Origin of the sequence: Chitinibacter sp. S2-10 (genome assembly GCF_046530675.1) — a bacterium.
GTDB lineage: Bacteria > Pseudomonadota > Gammaproteobacteria > Burkholderiales > Chitinibacteraceae > Chitinibacter.
The window spans coordinates 535,656-549,712 of the sequence record NZ_CP172558.1; the positions used below are offsets into that span (position 1 = coordinate 535,656).

Annotated in this window: 9 protein-coding genes and 1 tRNA gene; 4 read left to right on the forward strand and 6 right to left on the reverse strand. The window is 51.0% G+C overall.

Going from position 1 to position 14,057, the window contains the following annotated elements; genetic code table 11:
• Window positions 1–46 precede the first annotated feature (46 nt).
• Window positions 47–122 (reverse strand) — tRNA-Asn (locus ACG2XO_RS02490).
• On the opposite strand from ACG2XO_RS02490, the gene ACG2XO_RS02495 reads away from it, so the two are divergent.
• The 3 genes from ACG2XO_RS02495 to ACG2XO_RS02505 all read left to right on the forward strand — a co-directional run bounded on the left by ACG2XO_RS02495 (window position 96) and on the right by ACG2XO_RS02505 (window position 3,412).
• Window positions 96–1,481: a hypothetical protein gene (locus tag ACG2XO_RS02495; RefSeq protein ID WP_410499268.1), complete on the forward strand. Its 1,386-nt coding sequence runs from the start codon at window positions 96–98 to the stop codon at window positions 1,479–1,481. The two genes, ACG2XO_RS02490 and ACG2XO_RS02495, sit on opposite strands and share 27 nt — an antisense overlap.
• 69 nt (window positions 1,482–1,550) lie before the next feature.
• On the forward strand, window positions 1,551–2,564 hold the full coding sequence (locus ACG2XO_RS02500) for a YgfZ/GcvT domain-containing protein (RefSeq protein ID WP_410499269.1): 1,014 nt from the start codon (window positions 1,551–1,553) through the stop codon (window positions 2,562–2,564).
• Window positions 2,565–2,620: 56 nt separating this feature from the next.
• On the forward strand, window positions 2,621–3,412 hold the full coding sequence (locus tag ACG2XO_RS02505) for an enoyl-ACP reductase (RefSeq protein ID WP_410499270.1): 792 nt from the start codon (window positions 2,621–2,623) through the stop codon (window positions 3,410–3,412).
• A 55-nt stretch (window positions 3,413–3,467) separates the two neighbouring features.
• On the opposite strand, the gene fliD is transcribed toward ACG2XO_RS02505, so the two are convergent.
• Window positions 3,468–4,937: a flagellar filament capping protein FliD gene (gene fliD / locus ACG2XO_RS02510; protein WP_410499271.1), complete on the reverse strand. Its 1,470-nt coding sequence runs from the start codon at window positions 4,935–4,937 to the stop codon at window positions 3,468–3,470.
• Window positions 4,938–5,037: 100 nt separating this feature from the next.
• Here fliD and ACG2XO_RS02515 point away from each other — a divergent pair, with 100 nt between their 5' ends.
• On the forward strand, window positions 5,038–5,802 hold the full coding sequence (locus ACG2XO_RS02515; protein ID WP_410499272.1) for a class II glutamine amidotransferase: 765 nt from the start codon (window positions 5,038–5,040) through the stop codon (window positions 5,800–5,802).
• A gap of 50 nt (window positions 5,803–5,852) precedes the next feature.
• On the opposite strand, the gene ACG2XO_RS02520 is transcribed toward ACG2XO_RS02515, so the two are convergent.
• The 4 genes from ACG2XO_RS02520 to ACG2XO_RS02535 all read right to left on the reverse strand — a co-directional run bounded on the left by ACG2XO_RS02520 (window position 5,853) and on the right by ACG2XO_RS02535 (window position 13,890).
• A complete protein-coding gene (locus tag ACG2XO_RS02520) occupies window positions 5,853–6,935 on the reverse strand; it encodes a hypothetical protein (RefSeq protein WP_410499273.1) in 1,083 nt (360 codons plus the stop codon).
• Window positions 6,936–7,028: 93 nt separating this feature from the next.
• Window positions 7,029–8,534 (reverse strand): polyphosphate:AMP phosphotransferase, encoded by a 1,506-nt coding sequence (gene pap / locus ACG2XO_RS02525; RefSeq protein WP_410499274.1) that lies wholly within the window; start codon window positions 8,532–8,534, stop codon window positions 7,029–7,031.
• A 94-nt stretch (window positions 8,535–8,628) separates the two neighbouring features.
• The gene (locus ACG2XO_RS02530) at window positions 8,629–9,807 is read right to left on the reverse strand and encodes a hypothetical protein (RefSeq protein WP_410499275.1); all 1,179 of its coding nucleotides are present in this window, start codon (window positions 9,805–9,807) and stop codon (window positions 8,629–8,631) included.
• A 231-nt stretch (window positions 9,808–10,038) separates the two neighbouring features.
• Window positions 10,039–13,890: a phospholipid carrier-dependent glycosyltransferase gene (locus ACG2XO_RS02535; protein ID WP_410499277.1), complete on the reverse strand. Its 3,852-nt coding sequence runs from the start codon at window positions 13,888–13,890 to the stop codon at window positions 10,039–10,041.
• Window positions 13,891–14,057: the final 167 nt, after the last annotated feature.

Genomic DNA, 14,057 nt, shown 5'->3' on the forward strand with positions numbered 1-14,057 from the left:
TACAATCAAAACAGCTAAGTTAAACAATTAACTTAACTCGGTAATTTGGCTCCCCGACCTGGGCTCGAACCAGGGACACACGGATTAACAGTCCGTTGCTCTACCAACTGAGCTATCGGGGAATTGGTATGGGGCGTATAATAGTCAGCCTCTCGTCTGCAGTCAAGAAAAACCGTATAAATTTATCGACAAAAATAGAAGCTATGGCTAAAAAATTTCTGCTTGGTCTATTGGCAACCGGCGGCATCATTGCTGCGACGCCTCTTGTTTTTCCGTATTCTTTATTCAAAAACAGTGCAGAATCAACGCTCTCTAAATTATCTGGAACCAGGGCGGCAATAGGCTCAATCAAGTTCCATTACAACCCTGCCCCCGAGTTTATTCTTGAACGGATCATTCTCGACTCTGCGGACACAGCCCAAATCGGCACCATTTCCATTCCTGTTACATTACACAATGTCATGAATTGGAATACCTATTTGCGCGACATTACGCTCAAACAAGCGGAATTTTCATTGCCGTTCGCAATCGATTTACCAAATAAGCTACAACCTAACATTGAGAATCAGTTAAAAATTGGCCGACTGAATCTTGAACAAGTAGCGGTCAAGCTTGAGCAGGGCAAAGTCGGCCCAGTAAACGGATTACTTCGCTTCAAAAGCGACGGTAGCATTGACGACTTACTAATCAGCTCCGACGAGGGGCGTGCAGAACTTCAAGTCCAGCCATCTCAAGGGGATACCTTTAAAGTGCAGTTCAATGCAAAAGGCTGGGATTCACCACTAGGCTACCCGGTGCACTTTGAATATCTGAAATTAATTGGAACCGCGCATAAACAAGGCATTGAAATAGCTGACATTCGCGCGGATCTGTATGGCGGTCTAGCCACAGGCAACGCGCAACTTCAATGGGGCGACGATCACTGGATACTTTCAGGTCAGCTATTTAGCAAAAACCTGCAAGCCGAGCCGCTCATCCAAGTTTTCAGTCCAATCACCCGCTCGAGTGGCCGCATGAATGGCGATGCCATTTTCCGTTTCGAGGCAAAAAACTATAGCGATCTTTTCAAACGCCCCCAGATCAATGGCCGTTTTATCATTCAAGACGGCATGCTGAGCAATTTTGATCTGGTAACCCCCTTAAAATCACAAAACCCAACCGTACAAAGCCGCGGCGGCCAGACCAACTTCAATACACTGGTTGGCGGACTTAAGATTGATGGCAACCTTGTTCAATTGCATAGCCTGACGTTAGATGCAGGCAAATTCCGATCAAGAGGAAACGTCAACATCAAGGCTGGCGCACTAACCGGAAGCATTGCGTCGCAATTGGCAGCAGGCGTTGTAACAATAAGCAATCAGCTGAATGTCGCCGGAACTTTGAATGCACCTGAATTGCGCAGCGGAGGAGCCTATCGCCCCGAGTTAAATCCAAAGACCAATGGCCCCCCTCCCGAAAGCACGACCGAAACACCCCAATAAGCAAACCCGCCCCGCCTGTCGGGGCGTTATAATATCCAACCTACTTCACCCCCAGCAGGAAGCCGCAATATGACTTGGCTAGAATCGATTGGCGCGACTTTTTCCGACACCTCTGTAATTACGTCCTTTGGTAACCCAAGCGCTGAGAAAAAAGCCTACGCCGAACAGGCCATCGTCTGTCCACTCACTCAATATGGTCTTATCCGGTTTAGTGGCGAAGAAAGCCAACCCTTCTTGCAGGGGCAGCTATCTAGCGACATTCGAGCTCTGCAACCCGAAACAGCACAGTACTCCAGCTACTCGACTCCGAAAGGGCGAATTCAAGCCAGTTTTCTGATCGTCCGACAAGGCGAGGATTATTTATTGCAAATAGATCGTGCAATTCAGCCTGCCATACAAAAACGTCTGTCGATGTTCATCCTGCGCAGCAAAACCAAAGCAAGCGACGCCAGTAATGAATGGGTTTCACTGGGTGTCGCAGGAAAAACAGCCAAAACGATTATCACCCAAGCCTTCGGAACTGTGCCTGAAGCCATGCAGGTTATCTCGCAAGGTCAAACACAACTTATCGGCCTGAGCAACGAGCGTTATCAAATCTTGACCAACCATGATCTTGCACCAGACCTCTGGCAAAAACTCATCGCCTGCGGTGCAATACCCGCAGGCGAGCCACTATGGCGCCTTGGCGAAATTCAGGCAGGTTCACCGTGGATTACCGCAGCAACACAGGATGAATTTGTCCCTCAAATGGTGAATTTGGATTTGATCGGCGGAGTGAGTTTCACCAAAGGTTGCTACCCAGGACAGGAAATCGTGGCTCGGACTCAATATCTGGGCAAATTAAAACGCCGCATGTACCGGATGTTCGTCGACAGCATCGATGCCGCAGCAGGCCAGGATGTCTACAGCCCGGAAATGAACGGTCAACCCAGCGGAAAAATCGTGCAGGCCGCGCCAGCTCCGCAAGGCGGTATGGAGTTACTGCTTGTTGCGCAGATAGCCAGCCTGGAGCATGGCCTGCATTTGGCCAATCTAAATGGCCCACTGCTGCACAACTTGCCATTACCCTATGCCATGAATTGATTTTTAAGCTTATAATCGCCCGATTACTGATTATTTAATCTCGAGGATGTTGCCCGATGGGGTTTCTCGCTAATAAGAAAATTTTGATCACTGGCCTTTTGTCTGATCGCTCTATTGCTTACGGCGTAGCGCAAGCATGTCACCGGGAAGGCGCAGAGCTGGCATTTACCTATGTCAGTGAAGAACTGAAAGATCGCGTGACCAAACTGGCTGCAGATTTTAACTCGACCATTGTCTTGCCGTGCGACGTAGGCAGCGATGAACAAATCGACGCGCTGTTCCCTGCTTTGGCAAAACACTGGCCGACGTTTGACGGCTTTGTACATTCAATCGGCTTTGCGCCGCGTGATGCATTAAAGGGCGATTATCTGGATGCCGTGACACGTGAAAATTTCGCGATTGCCCACGACATCAGCTCATATAGCTTCGCGGCACTGGCAAAAGCAGCTCGTCCTATGCTCAACGAACGTGCCTCGCTGGTCACCATGTCCTATCTTGGCGCTGAGCGCGCAATCCCAAACTACAATGTGATGGGTTTGGCCAAAGCCAGTCTGGAAGCTAATGTTCGTTATATGGCTGCAGCACTGGGCACCAGCAAAGAAATCCGTGTTAACGGCGTTTCAGCGGGCCCAATCAAAACACTCGCAGCAGCCGGCATCGCCAACTTTGGCAAGCTGCTCAAAGGCGCTGCGGATGCAACACCGTTTAAACGCAACGTAACCCAAGAAGAAGTAGGTAATGTGACCGCATTCCTGCTGTCTGATTTGTGTTCTGGCATGACCGGTGAAATTTTACACGTCGATGTGGGCTTCTTTATTGGTGCCGGCGCACTGGCCAGCGCAGAATAAATCCAGTGACAAAAAACAAAGCCCGCAAATGCGGGCTTTGTTTTTTATGCGATGATCAGGCAAACTGCGCGACCTGAAGATATTGGGCAATGCCATATAAACTACGCCAATTCATACCTTCCCCCTGCAACAGGGAAAAAGAATTGCCCGGTAATCGCCCTATGGCACTACTCAACACCGAACTGTCCGCACTACTGCGAGTCATTTGAAATGGATTATTCAGCATCGCGGCCTCTTTTTGTGCGTCACCGATTGCTTCACCCAGTTTATCTAATGCCTGATTAAACAAATCATTAATGGCATCGGGTTTATCCTGTATCTGCTGCCTCAACCGGGCGTCATTCACGCTTAATTGCCCCTCCGCGTTTGCTGTTACGCCAAGATCACTGAGTGATACACGCTCTCGTCCCTGCCCACTCTCAACAGCCGACAAAGTCGAATTAAATCTCTCAATTTCCCGTCGTGCCAACCCATCGCCCAATTCGCTTGTTGAATTCTCAATAATGGTGAGTAATTGCTCACGAGCCTGATTCACCCGCTCGACAAATTGTGTGATGTTTTTCTCTAGCTGAGCTGAATCCCTCTCGATCGTGACATTCACATCCCCCGGCTGAAGTAACTGAAGCTGCAGATTGCTACCCTTGTCGGCTACATTATTTTCGGGATTACTCAGCACACGCTCGTCAATCTGCAATTTGGCATCCTGCGCTACACGATTTGCTGCCGCTGCCTGCGCCGCATTGATAGAAAGCCGGTTCAAATTGCTGCTGGATAAACCATTTTCAGGTTTGGCTGTAACCGTAAAAGCCTGAGCTGCCCCCGTTTTCACGCCATCCAGCTGCAGCCTTGCACCATCCGGATCACTGACCACGTTTGCCAGCAGATTTGTTTGTAGTTGATTGATTTTTCTCGCCAAATCACTCAAAGTCTCACCCGTATTAATTTCGATCAGTTTTGCTTGGCCTTCCGGCTGCTGATTGCCGGCCTGATTAATTGCGCCAAACTGAATGGTCAGATAGCCCCGATCGAGCACTTCGTCTTTGCTTGTAAAATTATCACTCTGGCTTGACTGACCTTGCGCCAATTGCTGTACCTGGATTTTTTGCGGAGCCCTGAGTTCTCCTGAACTTAGCACTTTGGCGCTAATTATCGTGTTGTCACTCAAACTGGCGCGCAACGGGTTTCGGGCATCCGATCCAGAAAGCGGTTTTAGATCGGAGTCAAAATTACTCAGAACAGATTGGACTCTAGCGGAAGCCGACAAAGAAACAGCAGTTGAACCGGAAACGGTTTCGACTCGTCGCTGAAAAAAATCACTGGAAAACTGATTGAATGATGCCGCATTAAGTGGGGTAAGGCGAAAATTGGAAGCGCCGACTTGCTCAATTGCACTCAGCTGATAAATACTGTCCAGCGTTTTAGATGACAATCCTGCAGAAACAATGCCCGTATTCTGACCATACAGCGACTGAGTCCCGCCATATTTACCGTAAAAGTCATTGCGACCAGATATACTATTGAGCATGATTTTCACCTGCTAACGCTCACTCAGCCAAGCAATCAGCCATCAAGCGCCAGCTTTGATTTTACGCCAAAATATTTTAAAAACAATAGGTTAAACGATCATGTGCCAGCTACTCGGCATGAATTGCAATACCCCGACCGATATTATTTTTTCATTTGAGGGATTCCATCGTCGCGGGGGGCTCACCGACGAACACTCGGATGGTTGGGGAATCGCTTTTTTTGAAGGCAACGGTTGCCGCTTATTTCTGGATTATCTACCTTCAATTTCCAGTCCGGTCGCCGATCTGGTAAGGGCTTACCCGATCAAAAGCAAGAATGTCATTGCGCACATCCGCAAAGCAACGCAAGGCCAGATCAATCTGGCCAATACCCATCCATTTGGTCGGGAATTATGGGGACAGCAGTGGATTTTTGCCCATAACGGCAACCTGAGCAATTTACCCGCACTGGAACACAGCCGGTTTTTACCCGTCGGAAGCACCGACAGCGAACATGCATTTTGCTGGATACTCAATCAGCTGGCTCAGCAATTTAAAACCCGTCCTGACCTCCCCCAGCTGCACGAGGCACTCAGCAAACTTGTTCCACAATTGGCGACTCTGGGGACATTCAATTTTCTGCTCTCCAATGGACAGGCGCTCTTTGCCCATTGCAGCACCAAGCTCAACTACCTGATCCGACAGGCTCCTTTTTGTCGTGCTCATTTGAGTGATACGGATATGGCCGTTGATTTTTCGCTCGAAACCACGCCCAAGGACCGGGTTGCCATCATTGCCACCGAGCCACTCACTGACAATGAAAACTGGATTGCGATGCAAAACGGAGAACTACTGATGTTTATTGACGGGAGCCCGGAAAGCTAAGGGTATACACATGAAGGCAATATCTATATTGCCCTGCAGAGCAATACCCATCACGAAGACTTGAACTGGTGCAAATTAATCAGGGAAAAAACACTTTCATCAAAGTATTCACCCTTTTCATCAAGTTGACGAATTAACGGGCCCAGCCGGGACAATTCAAGCTGTCCTTGGGCAAAACGGTCACGTACTGATTTTAGATTTTGAGCGCGCGTCGCCAATTTACCCCGGCGAATATCCAGCTCCTTGCGCTCACGCCGGTGTCCGGCGACCGATAAATTCAGCCAGAGCACAATTGGCACGGCAACCAGCCATAATTCGGCCAGCAGGCCGGCAATCGCACCGAGCGACAATGCCATATACCAAACCTGATCAATATGTTCGAATCCGGGCATCACCAATGATAAGGTCGGCCAGCGTCGCTTGATCATCGCACGAATCCGCTCGTCATTAGCCGCATCGCGTTTTTGTGCCATCAGCGCCGAGTCGAGCACCAGACTCACATACCAATTGGTGATGATCCGGCAATGCAACCATTCGGCGCTGATGTATTGCTGAATTTTTTCATCGAGCTCCTGCCGAAAGTCATCACTCCCCAAAGGCGAGTGAGCACTATCGTATGGATTTCGCAATGAATGCTGCACGGTCAACGGATACCCAGCCAAAACAACCAACTTTTCACGTCGCTGCTGCAACAGTTCCGGAGGAATGTTGAGATTAGGGTCTGACAAATGGATATATTGCTCGATCAGTTGATCAAGGCGGTCAAACTCAGGGCGAACGCCTTTATTGGCTCGCATAAAGCGGCGCAGATTTTCTACTTCGGCCAAAACAGCCTGCCCAGTGGAAGCGGCCTCAGGCACCCAGGGGAGACGAATCAGGCTTTCGACTTTATTGAGCGAGTCGTCAAAGTGCTGGTAAAAAGCTTCGTAATAAGCCGTTGTCTCACGATCATCACGCTCGTGGTTACCCGTCACCAGCGGCTTGGTTGGGGGAGAGCGACGCAAATCGGTAGCAATCCCGCTGGCCAGCGATTCAAGCTCTGGGGAAACACCCGCATAAGAAAAAATCGGATCAAGCTCATGTCGCTTGCTCCGCCAATCTTCCAAGGTTTTCCAGATACTCCAGTCAGCCACAATGCACTCCTTTTAGCCTTGCCATTTTACCGTTGAAGCCAGCCAAACGGTAAGGAATCGCGGCAGGTGTGCTATTCGAACCAATCAATGTCATCAGGCTTTACGTTTTTTAACTGGGATCGCCAAGGCGGCTTCAATGCGTTCGCATAAATGGCGCAAGACTTCGAGCCGGGCGTGGTATTTATTATTTGCACCGATCAAATGCCACGGCGCAATTGCCGAACCGGTGCGTTCGATCAAATCACTCCCGGCCTCGATATAAGCATCCCATTGATCGCGATTACGCCAATCTTCTTCGGTGATTTTAAAGCGTTTATATTCGATGGCTTCACGCTCTTTAAAGCGGCGTAATTGCTCTTCACTGCTGATCGCCAGCCAGAACTTCACAACAATCACATTGGCCGAGCTGATTTGTGCCTCAAAATCATTGATTTCTCCGTACGCACGCATCCAGTCGGCTCGGCTGGCAAAGCCTTCGACCCGCTCAACCAAAACCCGGCCATACCAGGAACGGTCAAACAACGTAATTTGCCCCAGTGGTGGCAGATGACGCCAAAATCGCCATAAATAAGGCTGCGCACGCTCTTCCTCGCTGGGCGCGGCAATCGGAATCGTACGGTATTGTCGAGCATCGAGCGCGGCCGTGATCCGGCGGATTGCACCGCCTTTGCCGGCAGCGTCCATTCCCTCAAAAACACACACCACTGAATGCTTTTTAAATTCGGGCAGACGGGTTAACGCATTCAAGCGCTCCTGTAATTGGGCAAGTTGCTGGTTATAACTGGTTTTACTGACGTGAGCATCAAGCACCAGCTTATCCAGCAAGCGCAAACCATCAATTGACGGCATCAACGGCGCAGCATCAATACGGTTTTGCCTGACGGACTGCCGCTCAAGATGGTGGCTAATGGCCTCAACAATATGCTTGCCTATCGTGATATCGCGATAACGCTCATCAGTGCTTTCAATCACGCGCCAGGGGGCGTCGGCCAGATTGCTTCGCTGTAACAGATCATGTTGCGAGCGCATCACTTCGTCGTAGTGATCCAGAAACCAGGTGTCCGACTCGTCAAAGCGCCAGGCCAGTAATGGGTCAGCAGCAAATTTCTTCAAACGCTTTTTCAGCTGCTCTTTGGACAAATGCAACCAGAATTTAAGAATCAACGCCCCTTCATCGGCCAGCATTTTCTCGAAGTGAATGATTTTGGCCAATTCATGCTCGTAAGCAACCGAACCCGGACGCGCAGTAAGCTGCTCCCACATCGGACCGCTATACCAGCCGCCAAATAAAATTGCCATTTTTCCTTTGGGTGGCAAGATCCGCCAATAGCGCCAAAAAGGCGGCCGGGCTCGTTCTTCATCATTGGGGGAGGAAAAGGTATGCGTCGCAATATGCCGGGGATCCATCCACTCCAGTAATAAATTGGCAACTTGTCCGCGCCCGGCTGTAGGCACACCGCCCAACAAAATGATGACGGGAAAATCGCCGCGCTCCTTGAGTTGATATTGAATATTCAGCAGGCTCTGCCGCAACTCATCGGCAGCCAGCTTGTACTGTGTCTTATCAAGACCGTGACCTAACTCGGCAGAGGCAAACATGAAATGCTCCAGAAACCATGGCTTGTACTTGGCAAACTGCAACAACCGGATCAGGACGATGTTGTATTTGTTGACTCCGGCTCAGCGCCAGACCCTAAAACAGAATGACAGAATCATCCAGCTCGGACGGGCGCAATGAATCCAGATGAGCATCCTCAACGACCAGATCATTCAAAACGGCGGTGACTCCGGCAAATTTCTGATTCAGCGAGAAACCATCTTCATACAATTTGTCGGCATATTTCGAGCTGGCTTCGATCATATACAGCAAGTCGTCTTCCTGCGCATCGGTCAGACCAAAGCGGGTCAAAGACGAAGAAAACTGGATTCGCAAACCTTCAAACAATTCACGCGATGCACTCTGCTGATATTTATATTCGGCATCAAATTGCTGCAGAACTTCGCCTATTGTCACCAGGGATTCGCGGATCTTTCGGCTTTGCGCCGCCATTTTTTGTTCCAGCACAATCCCATCGACCCGATGTGCCGCGGCCTCGACCATGATGGCCAAATGATCACGAATTCGCCCGATATAGTCGCTGTTTTCCCAATTCAGATCTTTAATCTGTAAAATCACTTTGGGATAATTGATCACCAGTCGATGCCCATACTGGTAAATCCTTGCCCCTTCGGTCAGTCGCAGCAGCATCTCGGACTCCAGCGGGCTCGATCTTCCTTCGCTATTGAGTGTTTTTTGCTCGGTCTCGGTACGAATTTGCGCCGAGACTTTCAGCTGAAAATGTCCGGCACAACTCGAAACCAGCGCAGTCAGTAAAGCGTCAACATCATGGCAATCACTGGTGCGTTTCATAAACTCGATAACACCGCCCATTTCTCCACTGTTTGAAATCGCCATCATGGCAATGTCGGTGGCGTCTTTGAGTGATTGTTTGAGCTGCTCCGAATCGCCAACCACCTTGCACAGCCGTTCGATCTGATAACGAAATCCGGCAAAGTGCAAAGGATCGGCGATAAAATCATCGGCTCCCGCTGCATACGCAGCATCGCGATGGGCTATTTGGTCGTCCTGAGTCAACACGACGACTCGGCAATCGGCTTGTGCCATCGTCAATTCACGGCAAAGCTCAAAATCCGCTGCTGTATCAGTACTAAGCAAAACAATATGCGGCTTGAAATTGGCAGCAAGGGATAACGCTTCAGCGATTCGCGCCTGCTGTAAAACACCGAGATCGCGCAATACCGAGCTTAAAGATTCAAAGCGGGACGCATCGTTATCAATCACTAAAATACGTTTTTCCATATTGTCCGGCATGTCAATTCCTTGGAGCCACTACTGATTAAGCAAAATAAACACCATTCAATACCCTAACAACACAAGCTTTGCGCCCATTTCTTAATGTCATTGCAAGATTTCTGCTTCAGTTTAGAACACGATCAATCCTATTGCTGACACTGCAATCAAATCGTCATCTTTTACAAATACGCAAGGCATAAAAAAACCCCGTCTTTGAAAACGGGGTCTTTTTATGCGCTAGGCCTGAATTTAGAAATACAAGGTCACCGGTCCTTTATTGATGAACTCGACCCAACCACGAGGCACTGGATAGCCGCTGATCACCGGGAAGTAGGCAATAAACAGCACCGCAGCAACCGCCACCACCGCCCATGGCAGGTATTTCGCCCAGACACGCAACGGATTATCGAGTGCAATTCGCTGCAACTGTTGAAGAAGCCACACCAGCGCCAGAATAATAAATGGCACTGACGCAAAGAAATGATAGATGAACACCAATTTACGCGGGATCAGCGCCCACGGCAGGAACTGGATCAAGCCGACTGCAACAATAAAGCCCAGCGCAAAAATCTGGCTCTGGCTGACCGCAAAACGCTGCACCATGGCTTTTGAACTTGCCATAGTCAGCCGCCAGCCCATCGCGATCAGGAAGGCCAGCGTCCCCAGATACCAGGTCACCGGATTACCAAACGCGCTGATCGACGACACTTTCAGCGGGCCAGTCCACTCTGCCCCAGAGTAGTACCACATCGGTTTGAGCATCGTCGGCCACTCGTACCACATCGAGCTAAACGGATGCGTCGCTTTCAACTGGCTGTGATATTGGTACATGCCGGTCTGGTTAGCCAGCATGCCCGAAATGCCCTGCCCGGTCACTTCCATCAGCGGGATATACGCCGCGGTATAAATCAGTGCAGGGATCACAACAAAGCCCAGTACCGACCACAGCACACTTTGCGTCACCCAATCGCCGTAAGTGCGCTGTCCCGGCAACTTGGGCGGCAAGCTTTGCGCGACCTTATATTGACGCCACAAATTCCAGCAATACAAAAACGCCAGACCGACGCCGTGATACAGCACAATCCATTTGCTCGCAGCCCCCAGGCCAAACATCGTGCCGCACAGCAGCAGTGATTTGATGTCGGTTTTCCAGTCCTGCGTCGCCGGTTCTTGCTGCATCCAGCGCAGCATCCAGTACGAGCTGGCCAGAATAAAGAACACGCCGTAGGTATCAATTGTTGCAATCCGCGTTTGCGTGAAATGCATGAAATCGAGCGCCAGCAAGCCGGTGGCCAGCAGCGCAAAGTTTTCCGAACGGAACACGCGGCGCGATAGGCCAAAGAATACCGGCAACATCGCAATCCCGAACATCACGCCAGTAAAACGCCAGCCAAACGGATTCATGCCAAACAGCCACACGCCAAACGCGATCAGGATTTTACCCAGCGGTGGGTGCGTATTTTCGGTCGCGTCTATGCCTTGCAGAATCTCCCACGCACTGCGTGCATGGTAAACCTCGTCAAAATACATGCCGTTGTAAGCGGTCGACAGCGCCACGGTTTTATCCTGTTCGTCAATCAGCGCCGCAGCATCAGCCGGGCCGCCAACCAGCGCAGGGCTTAACTGGCGATGGCTGGCATCGCGCACGGCGATTTCATTCATCTGCAATGCGCCAGTGCTCAGACCGATTTTGAAATAGCGTGCCGGCAGATTCACATCCAGCACACGCCAGCGGAATTCGGAAAAGCGGTTGCTGATCACAATACCTTTACCAACAATCCAGTTCTGGCCATCTGCCGACCATTGCAGGGCGTACTCGCCCTCGCCCAGGCCGTGATGATATTGCAGTTGGCTCACCTGCTCGACTTTACCCAGATCAAACACCGCCCATTCGCTCGCTGCCGGCGGGTTCCAGAATTTCTGTGGTGACTGGCCATTACCCAGATAGGTAAACGCTGCCACGCTGTACACGGCACAGATCATGACCAGCGCAGCCCACGCACGGCGGCTGATTGGTGCAAGCGGCTGCTCAACTGGGGGTATAGCCACATATTCAGCTTCTACATTGCTACCGCGCTCAATACCTGACGATGTATCGTTTAAAACCAGAGCCTGACGATTGCCGCGCAAGAAAATATCGTAGCCAATGCGGAAGGTCTGCACCAGCAAAGCCACATTCGCCAGCGAGCAGGCAATCATAAAGAAATTGTCATTGGGCACGCCGGTGCTGTTGAGGCGGGTCAGAATATCAAGCGTCACTAGTGTATTAATAAACGTCGTCAAACTTGCGCCGATGGCCAGCCACAGCACGCGCTTGTCACCGATCACCATAAATGCAGTCAGCCCGACAAAAGCCGCCGGGAACAGATAGCGTTCGTGCATTTTCGGGCCGAGAACAAAAAACAGCAGGTAAATTGCAAACGCACCAAACAGATAGCGCCCTTCACCCTTGCCTTTGATCACGCCGTAAATCACGCTCGCCAGCGCCGACAAAGTCAGAATCCACGCCCATTTACCAACCGGCAAACCAAGGAACAAGGTGCTATTGGCCAGCCAGTTACCATTAAACAGCGCATACAGATTAAAGGCGTTGATCGTCAGGTAGTCATAACTGGCCAGCGTGCCGCCGTACAGGCTGAAAATCCACAGCGGTTCACGCGAAATCGTAAATGGCAGCGACAGCAGGAAAAAAGTCCCGATTGCCGCGCCAGCCGCTTTGAGTTGCAGCGGCAGATCGCGCCCATGACTATTTGATAATGTCAGCAAACCGATCAGCGCAATCGGCCCGACCAGCAAAGCTTGCGGCTTGAAAATCACCGCAGCCGAGTACAGCGCAGCAGCCAGCACGACGCGGCCGCGCTCAAGCATCAGCAATGAAGCGGCCAGAATCAGCGTAAAAATGCTATCGACCTGCCCCCAGAATGCCGAAGTCACAATCGCCAGCGGATTCAGCAGCCACAATACCGCGGCAATCAGTGCCATCGTGCGTGTCGCGACCGAATGACGACCGACCCACAGCAAGAACACGGCACCGGCAATATCGGCCAGCATCGCAGGCAGTTTTAGTACCATCAAAAAACTAGGCGAGTCATACGCCAGATTGAACCAGTTGGCGATGCCGCCAACCAGCCACAGCACCGTGATATAGCCGGGCGGATAGTCGGCAAAATAGCCGGGGCGATAAAATCCGGCAAAACCGCGCTGGTACATATCCAGCGCCCACGCACTAAATGTACCGATGTCATACGAATGCCCGCGATAGCTGCCGGCCCAGTAGAGCTTGAGCAATACCACCGCCAGTATAAGCAGCAAAGCCACGCCAGTTCTTGACAAGGGAGCAATACCCTCGGCAATCGCGCCAAATTTCTGATATACCACACCACGCGAACGAATCAGCCACGCAGTTAACCCCAGATAAGCGAGCGTCACCAGCCAGATCACCGCATTGGCGCTCAGCCCCGACCCAGCCGGGCTGCTGGTCGTCACTGGCGCAGCAGCGGGCGGTGGTGTAAAACTGATTACTATGGCTCCCGCACCCGGCTCGGCTTGCTGAACGGAAATATCGTCAAACCACGCCGTTCCACTCGTCAAACTGCCGTAAAACCCCAGCCGCAGCGCCACCTTGATTTCGTTTTGCTCTTCGCCGGTTTTTCCCCAGACAACCAGTTGTTGCCAGTCATTTTCGCCTTTCAGATCAGGCGAATGATCCATCGCATCGACAATGCTGATATTGGCGCCGACTTTGGCATCAAGGGGGATTCCCACCGTTTTGACCCAGGCCGATACCCGGTACCAGGTATCGGGCTTGACCTTGATCGTCTGCGTCAGCTTACCGTCGTCAGCCTGACCCAGCTCGATTTTGACCGAGGCGCTGCCGCCATGAAAAATGCGATCATCGCGCACGCCGATGCTTTTGGGCTCGCCCTGCGTCCAGTGATCGAAAGTCCAGCCTGCCGCACTGCCTGACGGGCTGGTTTCTTCAGCGCCCGCATTGCGTGCCAGCTCGGCGGCATAAACAGGCAGCACCAGCATCAGCAAAGCGCACAACCACAGAATTTTTTGAAACACCTTGCTTAAAACCTTGCTCAATCGCATCGTCATACCCGACCTAGTTTCAACCTATAAGGGGAGCGAGCACTATAACGACTCTCCATCCTGACGCCTAGTTTCCGCGCCCTTCAGACTGTTGTTTTATGGCGAAAATCAGCCGCTTCGAGAACTAAAGCACACAGCCTGGACGGCAGGGTTTTCAAGGCGGGTTTGATCAT

Coding starts and splice junctions, on each gene's coding strand:
- ACG2XO_RS02500 (WP_410499269.1), top strand. CDS start 1,551: ATGACTTGGCTAGAATCGATTGGCGCGACTTTTTCCGACACCTCTGTA.
- ACG2XO_RS02505 (WP_410499270.1), top strand. CDS start 2,621: ATGGGGTTTCTCGCTAATAAGAAAATTTTGATCACTGGCCTTTTGTCT.
- fliD (WP_410499271.1), bottom strand. CDS start 4,937: ATGCTCAATAGTATATCTGGTCGCAATGACTTTTACGGTAAATATGGC.
- ACG2XO_RS02515 (WP_410499272.1), top strand. CDS start 5,038: ATGTGCCAGCTACTCGGCATGAATTGCAATACCCCGACCGATATTATT.
- pap (WP_410499274.1), bottom strand. CDS start 8,534: ATGTTTGCCTCTGCCGAGTTAGGTCACGGTCTTGATAAGACACAGTAC.
- ACG2XO_RS02530 (WP_410499275.1), bottom strand. CDS start 9,807: ATGCCGGACAATATGGAAAAACGTATTTTAGTGATTGATAACGATGCG.
- ACG2XO_RS02535 (WP_410499277.1), bottom strand. CDS start 13,890: ATGACGATGCGATTGAGCAAGGTTTTAAGCAAGGTGTTTCAAAAAATT.